General features: G+C 66.3%; 14 protein-coding genes. 8 read left to right on the top strand and 6 right to left on the bottom strand.

What is annotated here, in order from left to right:
- The first annotated feature begins 49 nt into the window (after window positions 1–49).
- Both CWS35_RS09020 and CWS35_RS09015 read left to right on the top strand, forming a co-directional pair.
- Window positions 50–1,846 (top strand): chloride channel protein, encoded by a 1,797-nt coding sequence (locus CWS35_RS09020; RefSeq protein WP_168226288.1) that lies wholly within the window; start codon window positions 50–52, stop codon window positions 1,844–1,846.
- 168 nt (window positions 1,847–2,014) lie between these two features.
- The gene (locus tag CWS35_RS09015; RefSeq protein ID WP_100951684.1) at window positions 2,015–3,733 is read left to right on the top strand and encodes an amidohydrolase family protein; all 1,719 of its coding nucleotides are present in this window, start codon (window positions 2,015–2,017) and stop codon (window positions 3,731–3,733) included.
- Between the two features lie 269 nt (window positions 3,734–4,002).
- Here CWS35_RS09015 and CWS35_RS09010 read toward each other — a convergent pair whose 3' ends face one another.
- A complete protein-coding gene (locus CWS35_RS09010; protein ID WP_100951683.1) occupies window positions 4,003–4,662 on the bottom strand; it encodes a glutathione S-transferase family protein in 660 nt (219 codons plus the stop codon).
- Window positions 4,663–4,666: 4 nt separating this feature from the next.
- Window positions 4,667–5,965, bottom strand: a complete 1,299-nt coding sequence (locus CWS35_RS09005) for an MFS transporter (RefSeq protein WP_100951682.1) — start codon at window positions 5,963–5,965, stop codon at window positions 4,667–4,669.
- 244 nt (window positions 5,966–6,209) lie between these two features.
- On the opposite strand from CWS35_RS09005, the gene CWS35_RS09000 reads away from it, so the two are divergent.
- The 5 genes from CWS35_RS09000 (at window position 6,210) to CWS35_RS08980 (ending at window position 11,697) form a co-directional block, all read left to right on the top strand.
- Window positions 6,210–6,968 carry a class I SAM-dependent methyltransferase gene (locus CWS35_RS09000; RefSeq protein WP_100951681.1) on the top strand — a complete coding sequence of 253 codons (759 nt, stop codon included), beginning with the start codon at window positions 6,210–6,212 and terminating at the stop codon, window positions 6,966–6,968.
- Window positions 6,969–7,004: 36 nt separating this feature from the next.
- Window positions 7,005–7,658: an ABC transporter ATP-binding protein gene (locus tag CWS35_RS08995; RefSeq protein ID WP_029878742.1), complete on the top strand. Its 654-nt coding sequence runs from the start codon at window positions 7,005–7,007 to the stop codon at window positions 7,656–7,658.
- Window positions 7,655–10,126: an FtsX-like permease family protein gene (locus tag CWS35_RS08990; RefSeq protein WP_100951680.1), complete on the top strand. Its 2,472-nt coding sequence runs from the start codon at window positions 7,655–7,657 to the stop codon at window positions 10,124–10,126. The genes CWS35_RS08995 and CWS35_RS08990 overlap by 4 nt, the downstream gene beginning before the upstream one ends.
- Complete coding sequence (locus CWS35_RS08985) at window positions 10,116–11,201, top strand: lipocalin-like domain-containing protein (RefSeq protein ID WP_100951679.1); 1,086 nt, start codon at window positions 10,116–10,118, stop codon at window positions 11,199–11,201. The genes CWS35_RS08990 and CWS35_RS08985 overlap by 11 nt, the downstream gene beginning before the upstream one ends.
- A 106-nt stretch (window positions 11,202–11,307) precedes the next feature.
- The gene (locus CWS35_RS08980; protein ID WP_024578747.1) at window positions 11,308–11,697 is read left to right on the top strand and encodes an MAPEG family protein; all 390 of its coding nucleotides are present in this window, start codon (window positions 11,308–11,310) and stop codon (window positions 11,695–11,697) included.
- Window positions 11,698–11,871: 174 nt separating this feature from the next.
- Here CWS35_RS08980 and CWS35_RS08975 read toward each other — a convergent pair whose 3' ends face one another.
- From CWS35_RS08975 to CWS35_RS08960, 4 genes are all read right to left on the bottom strand, one after another.
- On the bottom strand, window positions 11,872–13,062 hold the full coding sequence (locus tag CWS35_RS08975; RefSeq protein WP_024578746.1) for an ABC transporter substrate-binding protein: 1,191 nt from the start codon (window positions 13,060–13,062) through the stop codon (window positions 11,872–11,874).
- 239 nt (window positions 13,063–13,301) lie between these two features.
- Window positions 13,302–16,475 carry an efflux RND transporter permease subunit gene (locus CWS35_RS08970; protein WP_100951678.1) on the bottom strand — a complete coding sequence of 1,058 codons (3,174 nt, stop codon included), beginning with the start codon at window positions 16,473–16,475 and terminating at the stop codon, window positions 13,302–13,304.
- A complete protein-coding gene (locus CWS35_RS08965; RefSeq protein ID WP_100956170.1) occupies window positions 16,472–17,656 on the bottom strand; it encodes an efflux RND transporter periplasmic adaptor subunit in 1,185 nt (394 codons plus the stop codon). The genes CWS35_RS08970 and CWS35_RS08965 overlap by 4 nt, the downstream gene beginning before the upstream one ends.
- Before the next feature lie 401 nt (window positions 17,657–18,057).
- Entirely contained in the window at window positions 18,058–18,231 is a 174-nt protein-coding gene (locus tag CWS35_RS08960; RefSeq protein ID WP_157817100.1) for a hypothetical protein, read from the bottom strand.
- A gap of 230 nt (window positions 18,232–18,461) precedes the next feature.
- Between CWS35_RS08960 and CWS35_RS08955 the strand changes: the two genes are divergently transcribed.
- The gene (locus tag CWS35_RS08955; protein ID WP_100951676.1) at window positions 18,462–25,064 is read left to right on the top strand and encodes a cadherin repeat domain-containing protein; all 6,603 of its coding nucleotides are present in this window, start codon (window positions 18,462–18,464) and stop codon (window positions 25,062–25,064) included.
- Window positions 25,065–25,348 lie beyond the last annotated feature (284 nt).

Genomic DNA, 25,348 nt, shown 5'->3' with positions numbered 1-25,348 from the left:
TAATGCGATATTACGCGCGCATCCACTTCGTCAGAGCCTTACGCCAGCCATGAGCGTCATTTCCACCAAATCGAGCACGTCCGCCAAAATCGGCGACAAGGCCAGCCACCTCCTGAGCGACTTCACGACCGATCCGCGCGTCGTGATGATCTCCGCGATCGCCGTGTTTGTCTCCGTCGCCGGCGTGCTGGCCGGCGCGGGGTTGCTGCAATTGATCAAGCTCGCCACCAACATCGCCTATTTCGGCCGGTTCAGCTTCGCCGATCTGAAATTGCAGGACTCGCCGCTTGGTCTCTGGACCGTGCTGGTGCCGGTCGCCGGCGCGCTGATCATCGGCCTGATGGCGCGCTTCGGCAGCGAGAAGATCCGCGGGCACGGCATTCCGGAAGCCATCGAGGCCATCCTGCTCGGCCGTTCGCGGCTCGACCCCAAGGTGGCGATCCTCAAGCCCTTGTCGTCGGCGATCTCGATCGGCACCGGCGGCCCGTTCGGCGCCGAGGGTCCGATCATCATGACCGGCGGCGCGATCGGCTCGCTGATCGCGCAGATGCTCCCTGTGACGGACAACGAGCGCAAGACCCTGCTGGTGGCGGGCGCCGCCGCCGGCATGACCACCGTATTCGGAACGCCGATTGCAGCAGTCATGCTTGCGGTCGAACTGCTGCTGTTCGAATGGACGCCGCGCAGCTTCATTCCGGTCACCGTCGCCGCCGTGGTGGCCGCGGTCGGACGCACCTTCCTGCACATGCCGGCGCCGCTGTTTCCATTCGCGGGCGGCGTCGACATCTCGCTGCTCCAGCTCGCCGCCTGGATGCTGGTCGGAATCCTGTCCGGGCTGCTGTCGGGCGTGCTCACGCAACTGGTCTATGGCTGCGAGGACATCTTCCTGAAGCTGCCGATCCACTGGATGTGGTGGCCGCTGATCGGCGGCCTGGTGGTCGGTCTCGGCGGCTTGATCGAGCCGCAGGCACTCGGCGTCGGCTACGACAATCTCGCGTCGATGCTGCAAGGCAATGTGGTGCTGAAGGCCGCGCTGCTGCTGCTCGTGGTGAAGGCGATTATCTGGTCGGTCGCGCTCGGCTCCGGCACGTCGGGCGGCGTGCTGGCGCCGCTGCTCATCATGGGCGGTGCGATGGGCACCGCGCTGAGCGGTTACCTGCCGGCCGCGAGCCCCGGCTTCTGGGCGCTGCTGGCGATGGCGGCAACGATGGGCGGCACGATGCGCTCGCCCCTGACCGCGACTTTCTTCGCCGTCGAGCTCACCGGCAACACCCATGTGCTGCTGCCGCTGATCGCGGCCTGCTGTAGCGCGCACGGCGTCACGGTGCTGCTGATGCGACGCTCGATCCTGACCGAGAAGGTGGCGCGGCGCGGCCATCATCTGGTGCGCGAGTACCGGGTCGATCCATTTGCACTGACCCGCGTGCGCGATGTCATGACCAAGGCGGTCGAGAGCGTCTCCGACAGCATGACGCTGCACGGCGCGGCAGCATTCCTGACCAACCCGAAGACCGGCCATCCGAGCTTCCCGGTGGTCGACGCCAACCATCACGTGCTCGGCGTGATCGATCCGCCCTCCGTGCTACGCTGGCGCCGCGCCGGCAAGCATCGCACCGCGACGCTCGGCCAACTGCTGACCGGCAGCAAGGTCACGGTCGCCTACCCGGATGAATATCTCGACCGCCTCGCCGACCGCCTGATGCAGGTCAACGTCTCGCATCTGCCGGTGATCTCGCGCGAGGACCAGCGCCTGGTCGGCTATATCGGCTGGAAGGATCTGATGCGCGTGCGCGCCCGGTTGCAGGCCGAGGAGACCCAGAAGACGGCGTTCTACGGCGCAAGGTAGATCCGCGGAAGCTTACCTGGCGGAACAAATTTCCGCCGCGTGGCAACGATTGGTTCTCGCCGGCAAAGCGCCGCCAGCGCATCCCAGAGCTTCGTCGGCGCTGGTTGACAGCATCAAGGGGTCACCCATGATGCCGCATAACCAAAAACAGCCTCGGGATGAAATGCCATGACCTCGACCCCAGACCTCGTGATCCGCGGCGGCAATATTGCAGATGGCAAGGGTGGCGATCTCTATGAAGCCGATGTCGCAATCACCGGCGGCAAGATCACCGAAGTCGGCAAGGTCGCAGCCAAGGGCAAGGAAGAGATCGACGCGCGCGGCAAACTGGTCGCGCCCGGCTTCGTCGACGTCCACACCCATTACGACGGCCAGGTGACCTGGAGCCAGGATATCACGCCGTCGTCGCAGAACGGCGTCACGACGGCGATCATGGGCAATTGCGGCGTCGGCTTCGCGCCGTGCCGGCCGAGCGATCATGGCAGGCTGATCCAGCTGATGGAGGGCGTCGAGGACATTCCGGAGCCGGTGCTCTCGGCCGGCATTCCCTGGGCGTGGGAGAGCTTTCCCGACTACATGGAGTGGCTGTCGAAGCGCAGCTTCGACATGGATATCGGCGCGCAACTGCCGCACGCCGCGCTGCGGGTCTATGTGATGGGCGAGCGCGGCGCGCGCCGCGATCCGGCAACGCCCGAGGACAACAAACAGATGGCGGCACTCGCCGGCGACGCGGTGCGCTCGGGCGCGCTGGGATTCTCGACCTCGCGCACGCTCAATCACCGCACCTCGACCGGCGACTACACCCCGACGCTGAAAGCGGGCGAGGATGAACTGACCGCGATCGCCGGCGCGATGCACGGCGTCGGCCGCAGCGTGCTGCAATTCGTGCTCGACCAGAGCACCGTGCACGAAGACCTGCCGATGATGCTGCGGGTCGCCGAGACCACCAAATGCCCGATCTCGTTCTCCGTCGCGCAGGCCGACAAGGCGCCGCGGCGCTGGCGGCAGACCATGGACACCATCAATGAGGCCGCGGCGCGCGGCCTGTCGATCACGACCCAGATCGCGGCGCGGCCGGTCGGGCTGCTGCTCGGGCTGGAATTGTCGCGCAACCCGTTCCAGACCCATCCGAGCTATCGCGAGATCGCCAGGCTGCCGCTGGCCGAGCGGCTCAAGCATCTGCGCCGGCCCGAGGTGCGCGCCGCGATCCTGAGCGAGAGCGCAACCGCGACCGACGATCCGCTGTTCTTCCGGCCGAACTACGATAAGATGTACCTGCTCGGCAATCCGCCGGACTATGAACAGCCGCCCGAGAACGCGCTCGGTCCGCAGGCGCGCCGCCAGGGCCGGCAGCCGGAAGAACTCGCCTATGACGCGATGCTGACCGATGAAGGCCGCGGCATGCTCTACGTGCCGTTCCTGAATTACGCCGACGGCAATCTCGATGCCGTGCACGAGATGCTGCGCGAGCCGAGCGCGGTGCCCGGCCTGTCTGACGGTGGCGCGCATTGCGGCATCATCTGCGACGCCAGCTTCCCGACCTATCTCTTGACGCACTGGACCCGCGATCGCAGCCGCGGCGACAAGCTCTCGATCCCGTTCGTGGTCGCTGCGCAATCGCGCAAGACCGCGCTGTCGGTCGGGCTGCATGATCGCGGCGTGATCGCGCCGGGCTTCAAGGCCGACGTCAACGTGATCGACTACGGCCGGCTGCACCTGCATCCTCCGAAGGTGCATTACGACCTGCCGGTCGGCGGCCGCCGTCTCCTGCAACAGGTCGACGGCTACGACGCCACCATCGTCTCCGGCATCGTCACCCAGCGCGAGGGCAAGGCCACCGGCGCACGGCCGGGCCGGCTGGTCCGCGGTGCGCAGGGATTGAACTGAGACCAGCACAACGGCGCACCCTCCCCTGGAGGGCAGGGTTATCGCATATGGTGTGAGCAGCCCATGTGAACGCCGTCATGGCCGGGCTTGTCCCGGCCATCCACGTCTTCATTCACAAGAAAACAAGACGTGGATGCCCGGGACAGGCCCGGGCATGACGATGTGGAAACGTCAGTTCCAGAGCCCCCTTAGATGTCATATGCGACAGCCCTGCCCTGGAGGGGGAGGGTGAAGGAGCCGCCGCAACCTGGATGAGAGCAAAAGCCGTGCTAGACCGGCCGCCGCATCGCGGTCCGCAGGTCCGATCCCACCGGCATCAATTCATACGGCGGCTTCCAGCCCGGCAGCGCCGCGAGGCGCTTGCGCCAGGCATCGAGCGCCGGAAATTCCGTCGCGATGTCGAAGCCGGTCTCCTCCTTGGGATAATAGACGTATCCCGCGAGGGAGAAATCCACGATGGTCGGCTGGTCGCCGAGCATGAAGGCGCGATCGGCGAGATGCTTGTCGACAATCGCGAAGCTCGACTCCGAGCGCGCCCGCAGGAACGCGAGAATCGCCGGATGCACCGGCTCCGGCATGAACGACCGCTGGAAGCGGTGCATCGCATGGTTGTTGGTGAATTTGTGATTGTCGAACATGATCCAGCGCAACGCCTCGAAGCGCTGGTCATCGGCGGGCGCGAACTTGCCGGTGGTTTCCGCGAGCCAGACCAGGATCGCACCCGACTGCGACATGAGTTGGCCGTCGACCTCGAGCACCGGCACCTCGCCCATCGCATTGGTGCTGGCGCGCCAGCCGGCGTCCCGCATCTGGCCGCCGGCGAAGTCGACCCCGACCGGCTCCCAGTCGAGGCCGGCACAGTTCATGTAGAGGGCCAACTTGTAGGAGTTGCCCGAGGCGCCGATGCAATGGAGCCGATAGCGCGCCATCGCGTCAGGCGAACTTCGGCTGCGCGGCAGGCTCGCCGATCAGTCGTGCGCGCTCGGTGTTCGGCCACAGCAGCAGCAACCCGAGCAGGCCGGAACCGGCCATGATCGCGGCGTTGATGGTGAAGCCCGTCATGTAGCCGGCCATCGGGGTCGCCGCATGCTGGATCACGCTGCCCATCACCATCGGCGCCAGGAAGCCCGAGACAGTGTAGAGCGCGCCGTAGATCGCGATGATCGCGCCGCGCTGCGACACCGGGGTGAACTCGCCGAGCATGGGCGGGCAGACCACGTAGATCGAGCCGCACAGGCCGGAGCCGATCACCAGCAGTGCGATCATCAGGCCGCCGGGCGGCGCATAGGGCAGCATCGCGAGAATGCAGCCGCCGATGATCAGCGGCACCGAGCCGAGCACGCCGCGCGCGCCACGGGTGGTGAAGCCGCGCGCCAGCATCAACTGCGAAATCCAGCCAGTCAGGATCACGATGGTCGCGCCGAAGATCCAGGGCAGGATCGAGACGAAGCCGGCCTGCTGCTGCGAGAAGCCCAGCCCCTCGATGATGAACGAGGTGAACCAGGTCAGCCCGAGCGACAACGCCCAATAGGCACCGAAGGTCGCGATCACGCAACCGACGAAGGTGCGCGAGGTCAAGAGCTTCCAGTAGGGAATCCGCTGCTCGTTGGCGACGATCGTGCTGCTCGATTCCAGCGGGCCTTCCTTGCCGAGCGCGAACCAGGCGACCGCCCAGAGCAGGCCGACGATCCCAAGCGCGCCGAAGGCGTGATGCCAGCTGTGATTGACGATGATCCAGTTCAGCGCCGGCACCGCGAGGATCACGCCGAACGCCGAACCCTGCGACAGGATCGCGGTCGGCAACGTGCGCTTCTCGTCCGGAAACCATTTGTAGATCGCGTGCGCGGCGACCGAGAATGCCGGCCCCTCGCCGGCGCCGAGGATGATGCGGCAGATCACCAGCATCGCGAAGCTGACGTCGCCCACCATCGGAAATTGCGCCAGCGACCAGACCACCGCGAGGACCAAGAGCACCCAGCGGGTCGCGACACGGTTGACGATGAAGCCGACCACGATCGCCGAGATCGAGAACAGCAGGAAGAAGGCTGCGCCGAGATCGCCGAACTGCTCCGGCGTCAGGCCCAATTCCTTCCGGATCGGCACGCCGGCGAGCCCGACCACGATCTTGTCGGCAAAGTTCACCACCATGAACAGGAACAGCAGGAAGGTGATCTGCCAAGCGCCTTTGGGCGTCCCCTTTGGCGTGCCCCTGGGCGTCGGTTGCGTGGTCATGTCTGGCTCCCCGTCGTTTCGTTTCTTGGCTTCGTATCTTGGCTTCGTAAATTCGGCCCCGTCAGAGATGCTAGCCACGCCTCGCTGCGCAACGCAACACCGCATTTGCTCGGGGCCTGTGGCCGCCACGCCACGATGACCTCGCGGCGCCTTCGATCACGATCGCGTCGTCGCGGCCGTGAGGCGGTGATCTGTCATGCCTCGGCTGCTATGTTCGGGCGCAACGAAAAGCCGGGGTTATTTCATGAACAGATTGATCCTTCGCGCGGCCGCTTGCGCCGCACTCGTGTCCACCGCACTGCTCGCAATGCCCGTCCGTGCGCAAGACGCGGCAAGCCCCGACTATGCGGCGATCGTCGCCGCGCCCGATCGCAGCGATGCCGATCGCCAGGTCGACCAGCGCCGCCAGCCGGCCAGGATGCTGGCCTTTGCCGGCGTCAAGCCGGGCATGACGATCCTCGACATGGCGGCGAGCGCCGGCTACAGCACCGAATTGCTGGCGCGCACGGTTGCCCCGTCAGGCAAGGTCTATGCGCAGGATTCGGCCGCCGTGCTCGAGCGCTTCGTCAAGGACAGGTTCGACACCCGCGCGAAGTCGCCGGCGATGAAGAACGTGGTGCATGTGGTGCGGGACTATGACGATCCGATCCCGCCCGATCTCAAGAACCTCGACATGATCACCTTCTTCTTTTTCTATCACGACATCACCTACCTGCCGGTCGATCGCGCCGCGATGAACAAGAAGATGTTCGCCGCGCTCAAGCCGGGCGGCTACCTCATCATCGCGGACCATTCGGCCAAGCCGGGCGACGGCACCAGCGTCGCCAAGACGTTGCACCGGATCGAGGAGAGCACACTGAAGCAGGAGATCGAGGCCGCCGGTTTCAAGCTGGTCGCCGAGGGCGATTTCCTGCATCATGCGGAGGACCCGAAGGACATTCCCGTCTTCAAGGCACCGGTGCCGATCGACGAGTTCGTCCTGAAATACCAGAAGCCGCAATGAGGCCCCGCCATCGCTTCGCCTGACCAGACCGCCACGCTGCTTCGCGTCACCGGCCTGACCAAGAGTTACCGCTCCGCCGGCGAAGACGTCGCCGTGCTACGCGGCGTCGACCTCACCGTGACGACCGGGGAGAGCGTCGCGCTATCGGGCGAGTCCGGCAGCGGCAAGAGCACGCTGCTGCATCTGATCGCGGGGCTCGATGCCGCCGATGGCGGCGAAATCAAGCTCGCGGATATCGTTGTCTCCGGGCTCAACGATGCCGGCCGCGCCGAGCTGCGCCGCGACCGGCTCGGCCTCGTGTTCCAGCAATTCAACCTGATCCCGAGCCTGACGGTATCAGACAATCTCGTGTTCCAGTCGCGCATCGCCGGCCGGCACGATGCGGCCTGGCATGACGAGCTGGTCGAGCGTCTCGGCCTGAAGAACCTGCTCAGGCGCTATCCGGAGCAATTGTCCGGCGGCCAGCAGCAGCGCGTCGCGATCGGCCGCGCGCTGGCGCCGAAGCCGCTGTTGCTGCTCGCCGATGAGCCGACCGGCAATCTCGACGAGGACACCGCCGACGAGGTGCTGCATCTGGCGCGCGATCTGGTCGTTCGCACCGGCTGCGGCTTCCTGATGGTCACCCACAGCGCGCGGCTCGCCGCGACGCTCGACCGCCAGGTCACGCTGCATGCGGGACGACTGGCATGAGGCGTGCAATCTGGATCCTCGCCGTGCTGCTCAGCCACTGGCGACGGCATCCGATGCAGCTTGCGACGCTGCTGATCGGGCTGATCTCGGCAACCGCGCTGTGGAGCGGCGTGCAGGCGCTGAACCAGCAAGCCCGCATCGCCTATGACCGCGCCGCCGCGACCTTCGGCGGCTCGCGCACCGCCATGCTGGTGGGCCGCGACAGCGCGACCTTCCCGCAACGACTGTTCGTCGACCTGCGTCGCGCGGGCTGGCCGGTGTCGCCGATGCTGGAGGGCCGGGTCCAGATCGACGGCCGCAGCTTCCGCCTGCTCGGCGTCGAGCCGGTGACATTGCCCTCCGAGGTCGGCACCGCGCCGGCGGTCAGCCGCGGCAGCCTGCAAGCCTTCGTCACGCCGCCCGGCGAAACGCTGGTGGCACCGGAGACGCTGCGCGATCTCGGCCTCAAGGAGGGCGAGCGGCCGCAAGCCAGCGGCGTCACCCTGCCGCCGCTGCGCGTCCAGGCCGAGCTCGCGCCTGGCGCGCTGGTGGTCGATATCGGCATCGCGCAGGATATCCTGAAGCTGCCCGGCCAGGTGTCCCGTCTGCTCGTCGGCAAGTCCAAAGGCAAATCCATGGCGCCGCACGCCACGCTGCAAAGCGTGGCAGGCGAAAAGCTCCGCCTCGTCGAGCCGAGTGCCGAGAGCGACCTCGAACGGCTGACCGACAGCTTCCATCTCAACCTCACCGCGTTCGGCCTGCTGTCGTTCTTCGTCGGCCTGTTCATCGTCAATTCGGCGATCGGGCTTGCCTTCGAGCAGCGGCTGCCGATGCTGCGGACGTTGCGCGCCTGCGGCGTCTCGGCCCGGATGCTCAACACCGTGCTGGTGATCGAACTGCTATCGCTGGCGCTGGTCGCCGGCCTGATCGGCCTGGTCTGCGGCTACTTCATCGCGGCGTCGTTGCTGCCGGACGTCGCGGCGTCGCTGCGCGGGCTCTATGGCGCGCAGATTCCGGGACAGCTTTCGCTCAAGCCGGTGTGGTGGCTCGCCGGCGTCGCCATCAGCATCCTGGGCGCGCTGGCCGCCGTGGCCGCGAGTCTGATCAAGGCAGTCCGGATGCCGGTGCTGGCGACCGCGCAGCCGCAGGCCTGGCAGCAGGCGCAGCGGCGCTGGCTGATGTTCCAGAGCGCAGCGGCAGTTGCGGTGTTCGCGGTTGCCGCCGCGCTCATTCGATTCGGCGATTCCCTGATCGCGGGCTTTGCCGTGCTCGCTGCGCTGATGCTCGGCGCGGCATTGATCCTGCCGATGGTACTGCAAATCGCGCTCGCGATCGGGCAGCGCAGCGCGCGGGCACCGGTCGGCATCTGGTTCTGGGCCGACAGCCGCCAGCAGCTATCGGGATTGTCGCTGGCGCTGATGGCCTTACTGCTCGCGCTCGCGGTCAATGTCGGCGTCGGCACCATGGTGGACAGCTTCAGCCGCACCTTCCTGGTCTGGCTCGACGGCCGCCTCGCCGCCGACGTCTATATCAGCGCCGCCAGCGATACCCAGGCCAAGGAGATCAAGGCCTGGCTGCGCGACCGGCCGGAGATCGAGGCGATCCTGCCCGGCGGCCGCGCCGACACGCAATTCGGCGGCGCGCCGATCGAGGTGCTCGGCCTGCCCGACCACTCGACCTATCGCGACAACTGGCCGCTGCTGGAGAGCACCGCCAATGCCTGGGTCAGGCTGCGCCCCGGCGATACTTGTCTGGTCAGCGAGCAATTGGCGCGACGGATGAAGCTCGGCCTCGGCGATCACATCGACGTCCCCGCCCCCGGCGGCAACTGGCCGCTCGAGATCGTCGGCATCTATGCCGATTACGGCAACCCGAAGGGCCAGATCGCGGTCAACTTCGCCGCGCTGACGCGCCGCTTCCCGCAGACGCCGCAGACCCGGCTCGGGCTCCGCGTCGCGCCGGATCGCATCGCGCCGCTGATCACGGCGTTGCAGGAGAAGTTCGGTCTCGACGACCGCAGCGTTGCCGACCAGGCGACGATGAAGCGGGAGTCCAAACGTATCTTCAATCGCACCTTCTCGGTGACCGCGGCGCTCAACGCCTTCACGCTCGGCGTCGCCGGCATCGCGCTCTTGACCAGCCTGCTCACACTCGCCAATTCGCGGCTGCCGCAACTGGCGCCGCTGTGGGCAATCGGCCTGACGCGGCGGCGGCTCGCGGCGCTCGAACTGTTGAAGACCATGGCCGTCGCATTGATCACCGCGCTGTTCGCGCTGCCGCTCGGCCTGCTGGTGGCGTGGTGCCTGCTTGCGATCGTCAATGTGAAAGCGTTCGGCTGGCGGCTGCCGTTCCACGTGTTCCCGCTGCAACTGATCGAGCTGCTCGCGGTGGCGATGGCCGCCGCGCTCTGTGCCGCCGCGCTCCCGGTCGCCAGGCTGGCCCGCATGCAGCCGGCCAGCCTGATCAGGATCTTCGTCAATGAGCGCTAGCGGCACGATCACGCGTCGCGCGTTTGCCGGCGGTGCGTTGGCGCTGGCGCTTGGCGGCAAGAGCCTTGCCCAGGGCTTTGCCGGGCTCGGCGAGAATGCCGAAGGTTTTGCCGCCGTCACGCCGGGCAAGCCGTTCGCCTTCCCCGCCGATCACGGCCCACATCCGGACTTCCGGATCGAGTGGTGGTACGTGACGGCAAACCTGTCGGATGCCAGCGGCGCGGCCTATGGCGCGCAATGGACGCTGTTCCGCCAGGCGATGAAGCCGGGCGGTCCCAGCGAGGGCTGGGCCAGCCAACAGCTCTGGATGGGCCACGCGGCGGTGACCAGCGCCGCTACGCATCGCTTCAGCGAGACCTTCGCGCGCGGCGGCGTCGGGCAGGCCGGTGTCGAAGCCACGCCGTTCCATGCCTGGATCGACGCCTGGGAGATCCGCGGGCTCGATGGATTCGACGCGCAGCGCGTCGCGCCGCTCGAGCTCAAGGCCTCCGCCGCCGATTTCAGCGCCACGCTCCACCTCGAAGCCGACCGCGCATTGGTGCTGCAAGGCGACCACGGTTACAGCCGCAAATCGGATCGCGGACAGGCCTCTTATTATTACAGCCAGCCGTTCTACCGGGCGTCCGGCCGCATCGTGATCGACGATAGGCCGGTCGACGTCACGGGCGTGGCCTGGATGGATCGCGAATGGAGCAGCCAGCCATTGGCGGCAGATCAAACCGGCTGGGACTGGTTCTCGCTGCATCTGCCGGGCGACGAGAAGCTGATGCTGTACCGGCTGCGCCAGAAGGACGGCCGCGAAAACCTGTTCGGCAACTGGATCACGCCGGACGGCAGCTCGGCCGAGATCGCGGCCGCCGGCAACAGCCTCACGCCAACCGCGATCACGGAGATCGGCGACCGCAAGCTGCCGACATCATGGCGCATCACCCTGCCCGCGCGCGGCCTCGCCATCGAAACCATGCCGCTCAATCCGCGAAGCTGGATGGGGACCAGCTTCCCCTACTGGGAAGGCCCGATCCGCTTTTCCGGCAGCCACGCCGGAATCGGCTATCTTGAGATGACGGGATATTAGGACGCCGACGGAAGATCGGCGCAGCCCAGATGACCACGCCTGTCACACCGGCCCCTGCTGCCCCGTCATGACAGCGGGGCCAGTGCAACAAGAGGAAACGCCTGCCATGTACCCCTACACGGCCATCGTCACCTGCCTTGCGGTCGCGTTCTATTTCTTCACCTCGACGCAGGTCGCGCGCGCCCGCGTCCGCTACGGCGTCAAGCTTCCGGCGATTTCAGGCCATCCGGATTTCGAGCGCATCTTCCGGATCCAGATGAACACGCTGGAATGGATGCCGATCTTCCTGCCGTCGCTCTGGCTGTTCGCGATCTATATCGGCGATGCCGCGGCCGCCATCGTCGGCGCGATCTGGGTGATCGGCCGCATCGTCTACTTCATCGGCTATCGCGAGGCGGTGGCGAAACGCAGCCCCGGCTTCGCCATCCAGGCGCTGGCGTCCGTCGTCCTGTGGGTCGGCGCGATCGGCGGCGCGGTGTGGCGGCTGGTGCATTGAAGGCGCGGTCGCGCCGCATATTCCGCTGTCGTCCCGGGCTTGACCCGGGACCCATAACCACAGGGTCCAGTTTTGCGAGGGCTGGGGCCCCAGCCTTACACAACAACTGAGATCGGTGGTTATGGGTCCCGGCCTTCGCCGGGACGACAGTTGTGTTGTTTCAACAGCTTTGCATCACTTGGTCAGCGGGCACCCCGAGTCCTTGGCCCGCGGGAAGGCCTGGTCGCCGGGCACCACGGCGAGTTGCTTGTAATAGTCCCACGGCTTCTTCGATTCCGAGGGCTTCTTGACCTCGAACAGATACATGTCGTGGACCATGCGGCCGTTCTCCTGCACCTTGCCCTGGGCAAAGGCGTCGTCGACCGGCAGTTCCTTCAGCTTCTTGGCGACCGCATCCGAATCCTTGGTGCCGGCGGCCTTCACCGCCTTCAGATAGCTCAAGGTCGCCGAATAGGTGCCGGCGTGGATCATGCTCGGCATCCGTCCGGTGCGCTTGAAGAAGCGCTCGGAGAAGGCGCGGCTCTTGTCGTCATGATCCCAGTAGAACCCCTCGGTCAGCACCAGGCCCTGCGCGGCCTCGAGCCCGAGACCGTTGACCTCGGCGAGCGTCATCAACAACCCGGCGAGCTTCTGGCCACCCCTGACGATGCCGAACTCGGCGGCCTGCTTGATTGAGTTGGTGGTGTCCTGGCCGGCATTGGCGAGGCCGATGACCTTCGCCTTCGAGCTCTGCGCCTGCAACAGGAAGGAGGAGAAGTCCGACGAGTTCAACGGCACCCGGACCGAGCCCAGCACCTTGCCGCCGGCGGCGGTGACGATCTCACTGGTGTCCTTTTCCAGCGCGTAGCCGAACGCGTAGTCGGCGGTGAGGAAGAACCAGCTGTCGCCACCGGCCTTCACCAGTGCGCCGCCGGTGCCGACCGCGAGCGCATGGGTGTCGAACGCCCAGTGGAAGCCATAGGGCGTGCAGGACGCGCCCGTGATCGCCGAGGTCGCGGCCCCGACCACGATGTCGATCTTCTTCTTTTCCTTCGAGAGCTCCTGCACCGCGAGCGCGACCGACGAGGTCGTCAGCTCGGTGATCATGTCGACGCCATCGGCGTCATACCAGCGCCGCGCGATCGAGGTTGCGAGATCGGGCTTGTTCTGGTGATCGGCGGTGACCATCTCGACCTTCTGGCCGAGCACCTCGCCGCCGAAATCCTCGATCGCCATCTTGGCGGCTTCGACCGAGTACTTTCCACCGTAATCCGCGTAGACGCCCGACTGGTCGTTCAGGATGCCGATCTTGACGCCCTGGGCCATCGCCGGCGCCGCAAGCATCAGGCTGCATGCCGCGACCGCGGCCAAAAATCCCGACTTCATTGTTATGCTCTCCCAGCAGTTTTCTCATCAGGAAAAATCGGCGCGACATTATTTTATAACCGCGCGCCTGCCCATCGATTTCAGTTCAGCCAAAAGTATGGGCTCGCGTTGCGCTCTCCCGTCATTCCGGGGCGCGCTCTGCGCGAGCCCGGAATCCATCGGGCCGCAGCCCAGGTGAAGAATGGATTCCGGGCTCGCCGCTCCGCGGCGCCCCGGAATGACGACGGAGAGAGCGATGCTCACCCCGCCGCCGCCGCCGCCGTCTCCTTCGGCTTACCCTCGTTCTTTCCTTCCGCGAGGTTGCGCACCACCATGTAGAAGATCGGGGTGAACACCAGGCCGAACAGGGTGACGCCGAGCATGCCGAAGAACACGGCAACGCCGACCGCCTGGCGCATTTCCGAGCCCGAGCCGGTCGACACCACCAGCGGCAGCACGCCGAGGATGAAGGCGAACGACGTCATCAGGATCGGCCGCAGGCGCAGCCGGCAGGCCTCGATCACGGCCTCCAGCCGCGGCCGGCCCTCGAGCTCGATGTCGCGTGCGAACTCGACGATCAGGATCGCGTTCTTGGCCGCAAGGCCGACCAGCACCACGAAGCCGATCTGGGTCAGGATGTTGACGTCCTGGCCCATGATGCGCACGCCGATGGTGGCCGCGAACAGGCACATCGGCACGATCAGGATCACCGCGAACGGCAGGGTCCAGCTGCCATATTGCGCGGCCAGAACCAGGTAGACGAACAGCACGCAGATCGGGAACACGTAGAGGCCGGCATTGGCGCCGTTGACCTGCTGGTAGGACAGGTCGGTCCATTCGAACGAGAAGCCCGACGGCAGCGTCTCGTCGGCGAGCTTCTTGATGGTGTCGAGCGCCGTCGTCGAGCTGACGCCCGGCGCCGGCTCGCCCTGCAATTCGGACGACGAATACAGATTGTAGCGCGCGACCCGGTCGGGGCCCGAAATGTCCTTGAAGTCGACGATGCTGCCGAGCATCACCATGTCGCCATTGGCGTTGCGGGTCCGCAGCCGCGCAAGATCGGTGGTCTCCTTGCGGAACGGCAGGTCGGCCTGCGCCGTGACGTGGTAGGTGCGCCCGAACAGGTTGAAGTCGTTGACATAGGTCGAGCCGAAATAGGTCTCGATCGTGTCGGTGACGTTGGCGATGGGAACGCCGAGCTTCTGCGCCTTGACGCGATCGATGTCGACGAACAGCTGCGGCGTGTTCGCCGAGTATGGCGAGAACACCGATGTCAGGTTCGGCGACTTGCGCGCCGCCAGCACCAGTTCGTCGGTCGCGGCCGCCAGCAGTTCGGGGCCACGCCCCTGGCGGTCCTGGACGCGGATAGTGAAGCCGCCACCGGTGCCGATGCCGGGCACGGCCGGCGGCGGAATCACGATGATGAAGGCGCCCTGGATCACCGACAGCCGCTTGCGCAACTCGGCGGTGATGGCGTTCGCCGTCAGCCCCTTCTTCAGCCGCGCCTCGGGCTCGTCGAACACCGGGAACAGCGCGGCAGCATTGCCGGCCTGGGTGCGCGTCGCGCCGGAGAAGCCGGCGAACGCGGCGACGCGGACGATGCCGGGCGTATCCAGCGCGATCCGCTCGATCTCGCGCACCACAGCCGTGGTCCGCGCCAGCGACGCGGCACCCGGCAGCTGCGCCGAGATGATGACGTAGCCGCGATCCTGCGCCGGGATGAAGCCCTGCGAGGTGGTCGCAAGCAGCCAGCCGGCGCTGCCGATCAGCGCGAGATAGACCGCGAGCATCACCACGGTGTGCCGGATCACGAAATCGGCCACCGCGGCATAGCCGTGGGCCAGCCGGTCGAACACCCGGTTGAACAGCGCGGTGAAGCTGTCCCAGCCCCGCGCGATGATGTTCCAGCGCGCCGGCGGCCGCTTCTCCTCATGCGGCACCAGGATCTGCGAGGCCAGCGCCGGCGACAGCGTCAACGAGCAGAAGCAGGATATCGCGGTCGCGACCGCGATGGTCACCGCGAATTGCTGGAAGAACTGCCCGGAAATGCCGCCGAGGAACGCGGTCGGCACGAACACCGCGCATAGCACCAGCGCGATCGAGACCAGCGCGCCACCGACCTCCTCCATGGTCTTGAGCGCCGCCTCGCGCCTCGACATGCCGTGCTCGAGATGCCGCTCGACATTCTCGACCACCACGATGGCGTCGTCGACCACGATGCCGACCGCGAGCACCAGTCCGAACAGCGTCAGGTTGTTGATCGAGAAGCCGAGCGCGGCCATCACCGCGAAGGTGCCGACCAGCGACACCGGGATCGCGATGATCGGGATGATCGCCGGCCGCCAGCCTTGCAGGAACACCAGGACCACGATGACGACCAGCGCCATCGCCTCGTAGATGGTCTTGATCAGCTCATGGACCGATTGGGCGATGAATTCGGTCGGGTTGTAGCCGATATTGTAGTCGAGCCCCTTCGGGAAGGTCGTCTTGAGCTGCGCCATCGTATCGGTGATGTTCTTGGCGGTGGCGAGCGCGTTCGATCCCGGCCGCTGCGTCACCAGCAGGGCGACGGCCGACTTGCGCAGCAGGAAGCTGTTGGTGGCGTAGGACAGCGCGCCGAGCTCGACGCGGGCGACGTCGCGCAACCGCACGGTGCGGCCGTCGGAACCGGCCTTCACCACGATGTCCTCGAACTGCCTGATGTCCTTGAGGCGGCCGGTGAACACGAGGTTCGGCTGGAACGCGCGGTCGGCGATCGGCGGTTCGGCGATCTGGCCGCCCGCGATCTGCAGGTTCTGCGCCCGGATCGCGGCCAGCACCTCCGCCGAGGTCAGGCCGAGATTGGCGATCCGGTCGGGATCGAGCCACAGCCGCATCGAGTAATCGCGCGCGCCGAACATCTGGATGTCGCCGACGCCGTCGAGCCGCAGCAGCTGGTCGCGGACCTGGAGCAGCGCGTAGTTGGAGATGTAGAGCTGGTCGAAACTGTCGTCGGGCGACAGCATGAACACGACCATCAGGATGTCGGGCGAGTTCTTGCGGGTGACGACGCCGTTGCGCTGCACTTCCTCAGGCAGCCGCGGCTGCGCGATCGCGACCCGGTTCTGCACCAGCACCTGGGCCTTGTCGAGGTCGGTGCCGAGCTTGAAGGTGGCGGTGATGGTGAGCTGGCCGTTCGAGGTCGCCTGGCTGTAGAGATACAGCATGTCCTCGACGCCGTTGATCTCCTGCTCGATCGGAGCTGCGACGGTGTCGGACACCGTCTGCGCCGACGCGCCCGGATATTGCGTCGTGACCGTGACGGTCGGCGGCACTACCTGCGGATATTCCGAGACCGGCAGCGTCGGATAGGCAATCGCGCCGACGATCAGCAGCACGATCGACAGCACCATCGCGAGGATGGGCTGGTTGATGGAGAGCCTGCCGAGATTCATGGCTTTGCACCTGCCGGGGGCTTTGCACCTGCCGGGGGCGTGGCACCTGCCGCCGGCTTGTCGCCTGCCGGTGCCTGCGCCATCTTCGGCGTCACCTTGGCACCGACCCGGGCGCGTTGCAGCCCGTCGACGATCACATGGTCCTCAGCCTTGAGGCCCTCGCGGATCACGCGCAGGCCGTCATCGAGCGGCCCGAGCGTGACGGCGCGTGCTTCCACCGTGTTGTCGTCCTTGACCACGAACACGATCTTGCGCGACTGGTCGGTGGCAACAGCGGTGTCCGGGATCAGCAGCGCCTCATAGGGCGAGGAGCCGATGATGCGGACGCGGCCGAACTGGCCGGGCAGGATCGAGAGATCATGGTTCGGAATGATCGCGCGGCTGCGCAGCGTCGCGGTGGAGACGTCGAGCCGGTTGTCGATGAAGTCCATCTTGCCCTCATGCGAGGGCTTGGTCTCGCCGGTCAGCGCCACCTGCACCGGGTTCGCGGTGTCGCGCGAGCTCGGCCGCCGGCCTTCGAACCACAGCTTGCTGTTGCGCTGATAGGTCGCCTCGTCGACGTCGAAATAGATATAGATCGGGTCGAGCGACACGATCGAGGTCAGCAGCGTCGCGCCGCCCTCGCTGCCCTGCACCAGATTGCCCGGGGTCACCAGATGCCTGCTGACGCGGCCGGTGATCGGCGCCACCACATGGGTGAATTCGACGTTGAGCTGCGCGGCCTTCAGCGAACCCTCGGCCTGGGTCTCGGCGGCGCGCGCCGCCTGCAACGCCTGACGGCGCTGGTCGACGACCTGCTCCGAGACCGCGCTGGTCTGCACCAGGTTCAGCCCGCGCTCGAGATCGCGCTTGGCAAGCTCGCCCTTGGCGCGGGCGTCGGCGAGCTGACCTTCGGCCTGCAAAACCACGGCCTCGAACGGCCGCGGATCGATGATGTAGAGCAGATCGCCGGCGTGGACGATCGCACCATCCTTGAACTCGACGCTGTTGACGAAGCCGCCGACGCGGGCGCGGACCTGAACCTCCTCGATCGCCTCGAAGCGGCCGGTGAACTCGTCCCAGTCGGTGACGGTGCGCTTGACCGGCTGCGCGACGGTCACGGGCGGCGGCGGAGGCGCGGCCTGCGATTGCGCGCTCTTCTCGTCACAGCCGCCGAGCGCCAGCGCAGCCAACAGCCCGATCGGCGCGAGGCCGAGCGATGCAAGGCGGGGAAGCGAACGCCGCTCATGGCCGTTCGTCGGAGCCGGACGCTCCGTTCTGTCAGTCGTGCTCAATTCCGTCTCCCCAAGGACTCGAATGCCGCAAATGAAATTGCTGTGATTCGACGAAGTGGATGGCCGCAACGTCGCCGCGGCGGACGTCTCAGATGTGACCGCCCCCCAGTCTGTTCAAGACGAGGCCGTGATCAAGCAAAATAGTTTCGCATCATGAGAGCCTTACGACGGCGATCGGAAGAAAACGGTCGTCGAAAGGTCAGAATGACTGGCGTATCGGGCGGGCAATCCCATCACGCTGTGGGCGCAGCCGGCGAACCCGTGCCAATGTGGAGCAATCAGAAGGCGAGTGCCTCGACATCCCATTGTCACATGGCGATGAAGATCGCGCGATTGCGGCGCTCTACCTCCCGCTGCACGGCGTCATCAAGGTTACTTGTACGGCTTCGCTCCGGACCGACGTTGACACCTGCAAGCATCGCCAATACGGTCATGGTTACCAAACAGCATATTTTGTCGATCGCCGCATTTTTCTCGAACATTTGTTGAGCCTCGGTCGCGGCGTGAGTGAGGCGACTTCGCATGGGAAGTGCATTTCAACTCGCAGACCGCGCCTCTGCGCCGACCGCACCGCCTGCTTGCATTGCGATCGGCACGGAGCCGTCCGCCCCGAACAACAATTATCAACCCCTACGTGTGACCGGGTTCACACGCCGTTTTTCCAGACAAGTGTAATTATCGATCGGGCTTGGCACCGGTCGCTGGAGTGACCATGACGAGCATTCCCGCCTATACGATCGGTGACATCACCCGGCCGGAACTGCAGCTCGACTCGACCGGACATATCGTCCTGGATGGCGCGGCATCGGCATTCGCCGCGCAGTACGGCTTGCAATATCTCTATCTCGGCTGCCCTGCCGGTACCCCTTGGCCGCCGGTGACCGCCTCACTGTCGGCGCCGGTTGACATCAATTCGGGAGGCATCACCGTCTCCGAGGGCGCCGCCGCCAACACGCTCGTCAACCTCACCGCACAGGCCATCAGCAGCGCCGGCAATCCCGTCACCTACTCGCTGACCGGCGACAGCTCCAATGGCGGCTTCAGGATCGATCCGAACACCGGCGTGGTGTCGGTCGCCGACCCGACCAAGGTCAATTTCGTCACCAGCCCCGGTCACGCCTACACCGTCACCGTCCAGGCCAATGACGGCGTGTTGACGAGCTCGCAGAGCTTCGTCATCGCCGTCACGGACGTCGCGCCATCGACACCGGTCGACAGCAATGCGGCGCCCAACAAGGTCGCGGAAGGCGCGGCGGCCGGCAGCCTCGTCGGCATCACCGCGTCGTCGACCGACATGAATCCGGTGACCTACAGCCTGACCGGCGACAGTTCGGGCGGCGGCTTCGCCATCAATGCCACGACGGGCGTGATCACCGTCGCCGATCCGAGCAAGATCAATTTCACCACCGCGCCGGGCCACGCCTATACCGTCACCGCGACGGCAAGCGATGGCACGCTGAGCAGCTCGCAGATTTTCACGATCGACGTGACCTTGGGCGCGGCCACTCACTTTGCCGTGAACATCCCGGCCAACGGCGCAGCGGGGACGCCGGGCACGGTCACCGTGACCGCGCTCGACGCCCTGAACCACGTCGTCACCAACTACACCGGCACGGTCCACTTCACCTCGACCGACGGCCACGCCACGCTGCCGGCCGACATGACGCTGACCAACGGCTCCGGCAGCTTCAGCGAGACCCTGGATAGCGCAGGCAGCCAGACCATCACCGCCACCGACACGGTCGACCACACCGTGACCGGGACATCGAACGCCGAAACTGTGACGGCGGGCGCCGCCACCCATCTCTCGGTCAGCCTTCCGGCCAACGGCACGGCGGGAACGCCGGGTTCGGTCACCGTCACCGCGCTCGATGCCTTCGGCAATGTCGCCACCAGCTATTCGGGCACCGTCCACTTCACCTCGACCGACGGCCTCGCCACGCTGCCGGCCGACATGACGCTGACCAATGGCGTCGGCCATTTCAGTGAGACCTTCGACACCGCCGGCAACCAGACCATCACCGCGACCGACACGGTTAGCCCCGGCATCAACGGCACTTCGAATACGGAGGCGGTGAAGGGAGGTGCCGCGACCCATCTCGTGGTCAGCATTCCGGGCAACGGCGCAGCGGGGACGCCGGGCACGGTGACCGTGACCGCGCTCGATGCCTTCGGCAACGTCGCCACCGGCTACACCGGCACTGTCCACTTCACCTCGACCGACAGTCATGCGGTGCTGCCGGCCAACATGACCTTGACCAACGGCGTCGCCACCTTCAGCGAGACCTTCGACACCATCGGCAGCCAGACCATCACCGCGACCGACACCGTGAGCCCCGGCATCACCGGCACCTCGAACGCCGAGACCGTGACGGCCGGCGCCGCCACGCATTTTTCGGTCAGCCTGCCGGCCAGCGCAACGGCGGGGACCGCGGCCATCGGCACGGTCACCGCGCTCGACGCGTTCGGCAACGTCGCCACCGGCTACACCGGCACCGTCCACTTCACCTCGACCGACGGCCTTGCCACGCTGCCGGCCAACATGACCTTGACCAACGGCGTCGCCACCTTCAGCGAGACCCTCGACACCGCGGGCAGTCAGACCATCACCGCGACCGACACCGTGAGCTCGGCCATCACCGGCACCTCGGGCGTCGAAACGATCACGGCCGGCGCCGCCACGCATTTTGCGGTCACGCTTCCCGCCAGCGGCACCGCGGGGACGCCGGGTTCGACCACCGTCACCGCGCTTGATGCCTTCGGCAATGTCGCCACCAGCTACTCGGGCACCGTCCACTTCACCTCGAGCGACGGCCTCGCCACGCTGCCGGCCGACATGACGCTGACCAACGGCGTCGGCACCTTCAGCGACACGCTCGATACCGCCGGCAACCAGACCGTCACCGCGACCGATACGGTGAGCCCTGCCATCACCGGCACCTCGAATCCGGAAACCGTGGCGGCCGCAGCCGCCACGCATTTCGTGGTCACGATTCCGGCCAATGGCGCCGCCGGCACCCCGGGGTCGGTGACCGTGACGGCGCTCGATGCCTTCGGCAACGTCGCCACCGGCTATACCGGCACCGTCCACTTCACCTCGAGCGACGGCCACGCGGTGCTGCCGTCCGACATGACGCTGAGCAACGGTGTCGGCACCTTCAGCGAAACGCTCGACACCCTCGGCAGCCAGACCATCACCGCGACCGACACCGTGAGCCCCGGCATCACCGGCACCTCGAACGCCGAGACCGTGACGGCCGGCGCCGCCACGCATTTTTCGGTCAGCCTGCCGGCCAGCGCAACGGCGGGGACCGCGGCCATCGGCACGGTCACCGCGCTCGACGCGTTCGGCAACGTCGCCACCGGCTACACCGGCACCGTCCACTTCACCTCGACCGACGGCCTTGCCACGCTGCCGGCCAACATGACCTTGACCAACGGCGTCGCCACCTTCAGCGAGACCCTCGACACCGCGGGCAGTCAGACCATCACCGCGACCGACACCGTGAGCTCGGCCATCACCGGCACCTCGGGCGTCGAAACGATCACGGCCGGCGCCGCCACGCATTTTGCGGTCACGCTTCCCGCCAGCGGCACCGCGGGGACGCCGGGTTCGACCACCGTCACCGCGCTTGATGCCTTCGGCAATGTCGCCACCAGCTACTCGGGCACCGTCCACTTCACCTCGAGCGACGGCCACGCCGTGTTGCCGTCCGACATGACGCTGAGCAACGGTGTCGGCACCTTCAGCGAAACGCTCGATACCGCAGGCAACCAGACCATCACCGCGACCGACACGGTCAGCGCCGGCGTCACCGGCACCTCGAACGCCGAAACCGTGGCGCCGGGCGCGGCCACGCATTTCGTGGTCACCATCCCAGCCAGCGGCACGACGGGTACCGCGGGCTCGGTCACCGTCACTGCGCTCGATGCCCATGACAACGTCGCGACCGGCTACACCGGCACCGTGCACTTCACGTCGAGCGACGGCAGCGCAATGCTGCCGACCAACATGACGCTGACCAACGGCGTCGGCACCTTCAGCGAGACATTCGAGAGCACCGGCAACCAGACCATCACCGCGACCGATACGGCCAATGCCGCCATCACCGGCACCTCGAACGGCGAAAACGTGACCGTTCCCGACCTGCCGCCGACCGCGACGGTGCCCGCGGATTCGTCGGTCGGGACGGCGTTCTCGCACACCAACCTCGCGATCTCGGGGCTTTCGATCACCGACGTCAGCGCCACCGGCAATGACGTCGCAACGATCACTTCAAGTCACGGCGCGCTGACATTCGACACCACCGGCCTCACCAGCTTCACCAACAATGGCAGCCACACCGTCACGCTGACCGGGACGGTGGCGCAGATCAACACCGCGCTGGCGACGCTGACCTACAACAGCGACGACGGCTATACCGGCTCCGATACCGTCTCCCTCAACGTCGCCGACAACAATGGCAGCGCCGGGCCGCTCTCGTCGGGCCCGCAGAGCTTCCATGTCGGCGTCGTGCCGCAAGTGTTCTACATCGACAATTCGGCCACCGGCAGCGCCAACCTCGGCACCCAGCACGATCCATTTACGTCGATCGCCGCCTTCAACGCGGCGAACCCGGCAGGCTCCGGCGACTATGTCGTGCTCGAGCACGGCACCGGCACCTACACCGAGGCCAACGGCATCAATCTCGCCAACGGCGTCAACCTGATCGGCGGCAGCCACACCTTGCAGTTCACCAATCCGGTGACCAGCGCGGTGGTCACCGCCAACACCGGTTCCGGCACCGATCCGGTGATCAAGGTGACCGGCGCCGACAACGGCATCGACCTGCTCGGCACGACCGGCCACAGCATCACCGGCGTCAGCATCGACACCTCGGCTTCGACCGGAATCGGCATCAGCGACGACGGCAACAATGTCGGCACCGTGACGATGTCCGACATCACGGTCAATACGTCGAGCGGCGCCGGCCTGAGCTTCACCCATGGCGGCACCATCACCGTCACCGGGGCAACCAACACCATCACGTCCACGACCGGCACCGCACTCGACGTCGAGCACACCAATATCGGCGCCGGCAATCTGACCTTCCAGAGCATCTCGTCCACCGGCACGTCGAGCAGTGCCGGCATCATTCTCGACACGACCGGCACGGCCGGTGGCCTTGTGATCACCGGCACCGGAGTCGCCGGCTCCGGCGGCACCATCGACAACAAGACCGGCAGCGATATCCTGACCGGCACCGATGCCGGCGGGCAGACCACGTCCGGCACGAGCGGGACCGGCATTTTCCTGCACAATACCGCCAACGTGTCGCTCACCGACGTGACGTTGCACGATTTCAGCAATTTCGCGATCTACGGCAACAACGTCACCGGCTTCACGCTCGCGAACAGCACGATCAGCGGCACGAACGGCAGCAGCAATGCCGGCGATCGCGAAGAGAGCAGCATCCGGTTCGACAATCTGCTCGGCACCGCCTCGATCACGGGATCCAGCATCTCCGGCGGCTACACCCAGAATGTCGATCTCTACAACACCAGCGGCACGCTGAACCGCCTGACGATGGACAGCGACACGTTCGGCCTGGTCGGCACAACCGGCGGCAACGACAATGTCCTCGCCCAGGTCTACAATTCGGCGACCGCCAACTATACCGTCACCAACAGCAGCTTCGCCGGGACCCGTTCCGATTTCATTGCCCTGATCGCCAACAACAATGCGTCGATGGACGCGGTGGTCCGGAGCAATACCTTCCACAACGGCGAAGCCATCGTTCCCGGCGGCGGCACCGGGGTCGATATCCGCAGCGGATCCGGCACCCTCGCCTCGGCCGCCACCACCACCTTCGACATCTCGCACAACGTCCTGACCGATGGCGGCGCCAACGCGTTCGACACCGTGGGCATCTTCGTCGCCAAGGGCGCCGACAGCGGCACCATGTCGGGCACGATCGCCAGCAACGAGATCGGCCCGGCGAAGGCCGGCTCGAACTCCGACGGCATTTTCGTGCGCGACGCCGGCGCCGGCTCGCTGACGACGCTGATCCAGAACAACACCATCACCGGAGCGGGCGACTCCGGCATCGCGCTGCAAAACAACGACGGCAGTTCGACCCTGAACGCCTCGCTGTACGGCAACTCGGTATCGTCTCCAACCTCCACCAGTCCGTTTGCAGCGCTCGATGTCGAAAACGGTGCGACCGCGTCGGACACCAGCACGACCAACATCGTGATCGGGACGGGATCCGGCAGCACGACGGGCAGCAGGAACACGCTGAACCACAATTCGAGCTACGCCACCGACGTCGAGCTGAGCAATTTCAACGGCAACACCCACCTGAACCTGTCGAAGAACGGTTCGACCTCCGGCTCGGCGCAGGGCGTGATCACCGACGACGACACCAGCAGCACAGGCGGCATCAGCGTCGACACCACCGGCGGTATCGGCACGACGACACTGGTCAGCACGCTGCCGGCGCTTCCGGCTGCGGTCGCGCCGCTGCTCGCCGAGGCGGGCGGCGTGCAGGCTGCGACGCCCAGCACCGGAGAGATGCACCTGACCCAGGGCGAGCTCAATGCGGTGGTGTCGGCTGCGATCGCCGAATGGGCATCCGCGGGCGCCAGTTCGGCTGCGCTCGCCGCCCTGCATGCCGTCACCTTCAGCATTGCCGATCTCGGCGGCCAGATCATCGGGCAGGAAGGCGCAGGACATATCACGATCGACGTCGACGCCGCCGGCCATGGCTGGTTCATCGACCCGACCGTGTCGGACAGTTTCGAGTTCGCGCACGCCCTCAATGCCGCGGGCACGGATCTCCTGACCGATCCGTCGACGGCCGCGGCGGGCCATCTCGACCTCCTCACCACCGTGGCGCATGAACTGGGCCACGTGCTCGGCCTTCCCGACTTGATCTCGCCGTCCGACGTCAACGACCTGATGTATATCGGCCTCGCCGATGGCGAGCGCCGTCTGGTCAGTGCCGCCGACGTCGTCCAGGCCAACGCCAACACACAGGGCGCCGCGTCCCCGCAGAATGATACGTCGACGACTCAACCAACGGGCAAATCGGCACCTACCGGCGCCGCCTCGAGCCAAGGCTTCGACTTCTCGACGATGGCCCAGGCGTCGTCGCAGACCGACGCCGGCCATGAGTCGAGCCTCGCGCGGAATGTGCAGGCGCTGACCGATCTGTTCGGCGGGCCATCCAGTGCCGCCGCGCCATGGTGGACCGGCCACGAAATGATATTGGCGGCCATGGGCGGCACGCCGACCGATTATCACGTTCAGACCCACCACGATCTCGTGGTTTGATCTAATCAAGCGGCTCATCGCGCCTGTGGGTTCATGTCCGCTTCGTGACATGACGTCCGCGCGATCGATCCCGTGCCGCCCGCGCGAGCCGGCGATCGACGAGCGGACGCATAAAAAATTACAAATGCGGACCAATCGTTGAGGTTGCACTCGACACAAAACACGCTATCGTGCGCTGGTTACATGCATGACGACATTTCGCGGCATTTTCATTCACTGGGTCACCAGCCAGTCACGTCACTGACGGACCTCGTCGCCAACAACTCGCGTCGCCGACAAAACCG

The organism is Bradyrhizobium sp. SK17 (assembly GCF_002831585.1).
In the GTDB taxonomy this organism is placed as follows: domain Bacteria; phylum Pseudomonadota; class Alphaproteobacteria; order Rhizobiales; family Xanthobacteraceae; genus Bradyrhizobium.
Note: the sequence above shows the minus strand (reverse complement) of the source record. Positions and strands in the feature narration are given on the sequence as shown.

What these genes read in the sequence shown, in the direction of transcription:
- CWS35_RS08970 (WP_100951678.1), bottom strand. Translation starts at nt 16,475, where the DNA reads ATGAATCTCGGCAGGCTCTCCATCAACCAGCCCATCCTCGCGATGGTG.
- CWS35_RS09015 (WP_100951684.1), top strand. Translation starts at nt 2,015, where the DNA reads ATGACCTCGACCCCAGACCTCGTGATCCGCGGCGGCAATATTGCAGAT.
- CWS35_RS08960 (WP_157817100.1), bottom strand. Translation starts at nt 18,231, where the DNA reads ATGTTCGAGAAAAATGCGGCGATCGACAAAATATGCTGTTTGGTAACC.
- CWS35_RS09000 (WP_100951681.1), top strand. Translation starts at nt 6,210, where the DNA reads ATGAACAGATTGATCCTTCGCGCGGCCGCTTGCGCCGCACTCGTGTCC.
- CWS35_RS09005 (WP_100951682.1), bottom strand. Translation starts at nt 5,965, where the DNA reads ATGACCACGCAACCGACGCCCAGGGGCACGCCAAAGGGGACGCCCAAA.
- CWS35_RS09010 (WP_100951683.1), bottom strand. Translation starts at nt 4,662, where the DNA reads ATGGCGCGCTATCGGCTCCATTGCATCGGCGCCTCGGGCAACTCCTAC.
- CWS35_RS08985 (WP_100951679.1), top strand. Translation starts at nt 10,116, where the DNA reads ATGAGCGCTAGCGGCACGATCACGCGTCGCGCGTTTGCCGGCGGTGCG.
- CWS35_RS09020 (WP_168226288.1), top strand. Translation starts at nt 50, where the DNA reads ATGAGCGTCATTTCCACCAAATCGAGCACGTCCGCCAAAATCGGCGAC.
- CWS35_RS08990 (WP_100951680.1), top strand. Translation starts at nt 7,655, where the DNA reads ATGAGGCGTGCAATCTGGATCCTCGCCGTGCTGCTCAGCCACTGGCGA.
- CWS35_RS08975 (WP_024578746.1), bottom strand. Translation starts at nt 13,062, where the DNA reads ATGAAGTCGGGATTTTTGGCCGCGGTCGCGGCATGCAGCCTGATGCTT.
- CWS35_RS08980 (WP_024578747.1), top strand. Translation starts at nt 11,308, where the DNA reads ATGTACCCCTACACGGCCATCGTCACCTGCCTTGCGGTCGCGTTCTAT.
- CWS35_RS08955 (WP_100951676.1), top strand. Translation starts at nt 18,462, where the DNA reads ATGACGAGCATTCCCGCCTATACGATCGGTGACATCACCCGGCCGGAA.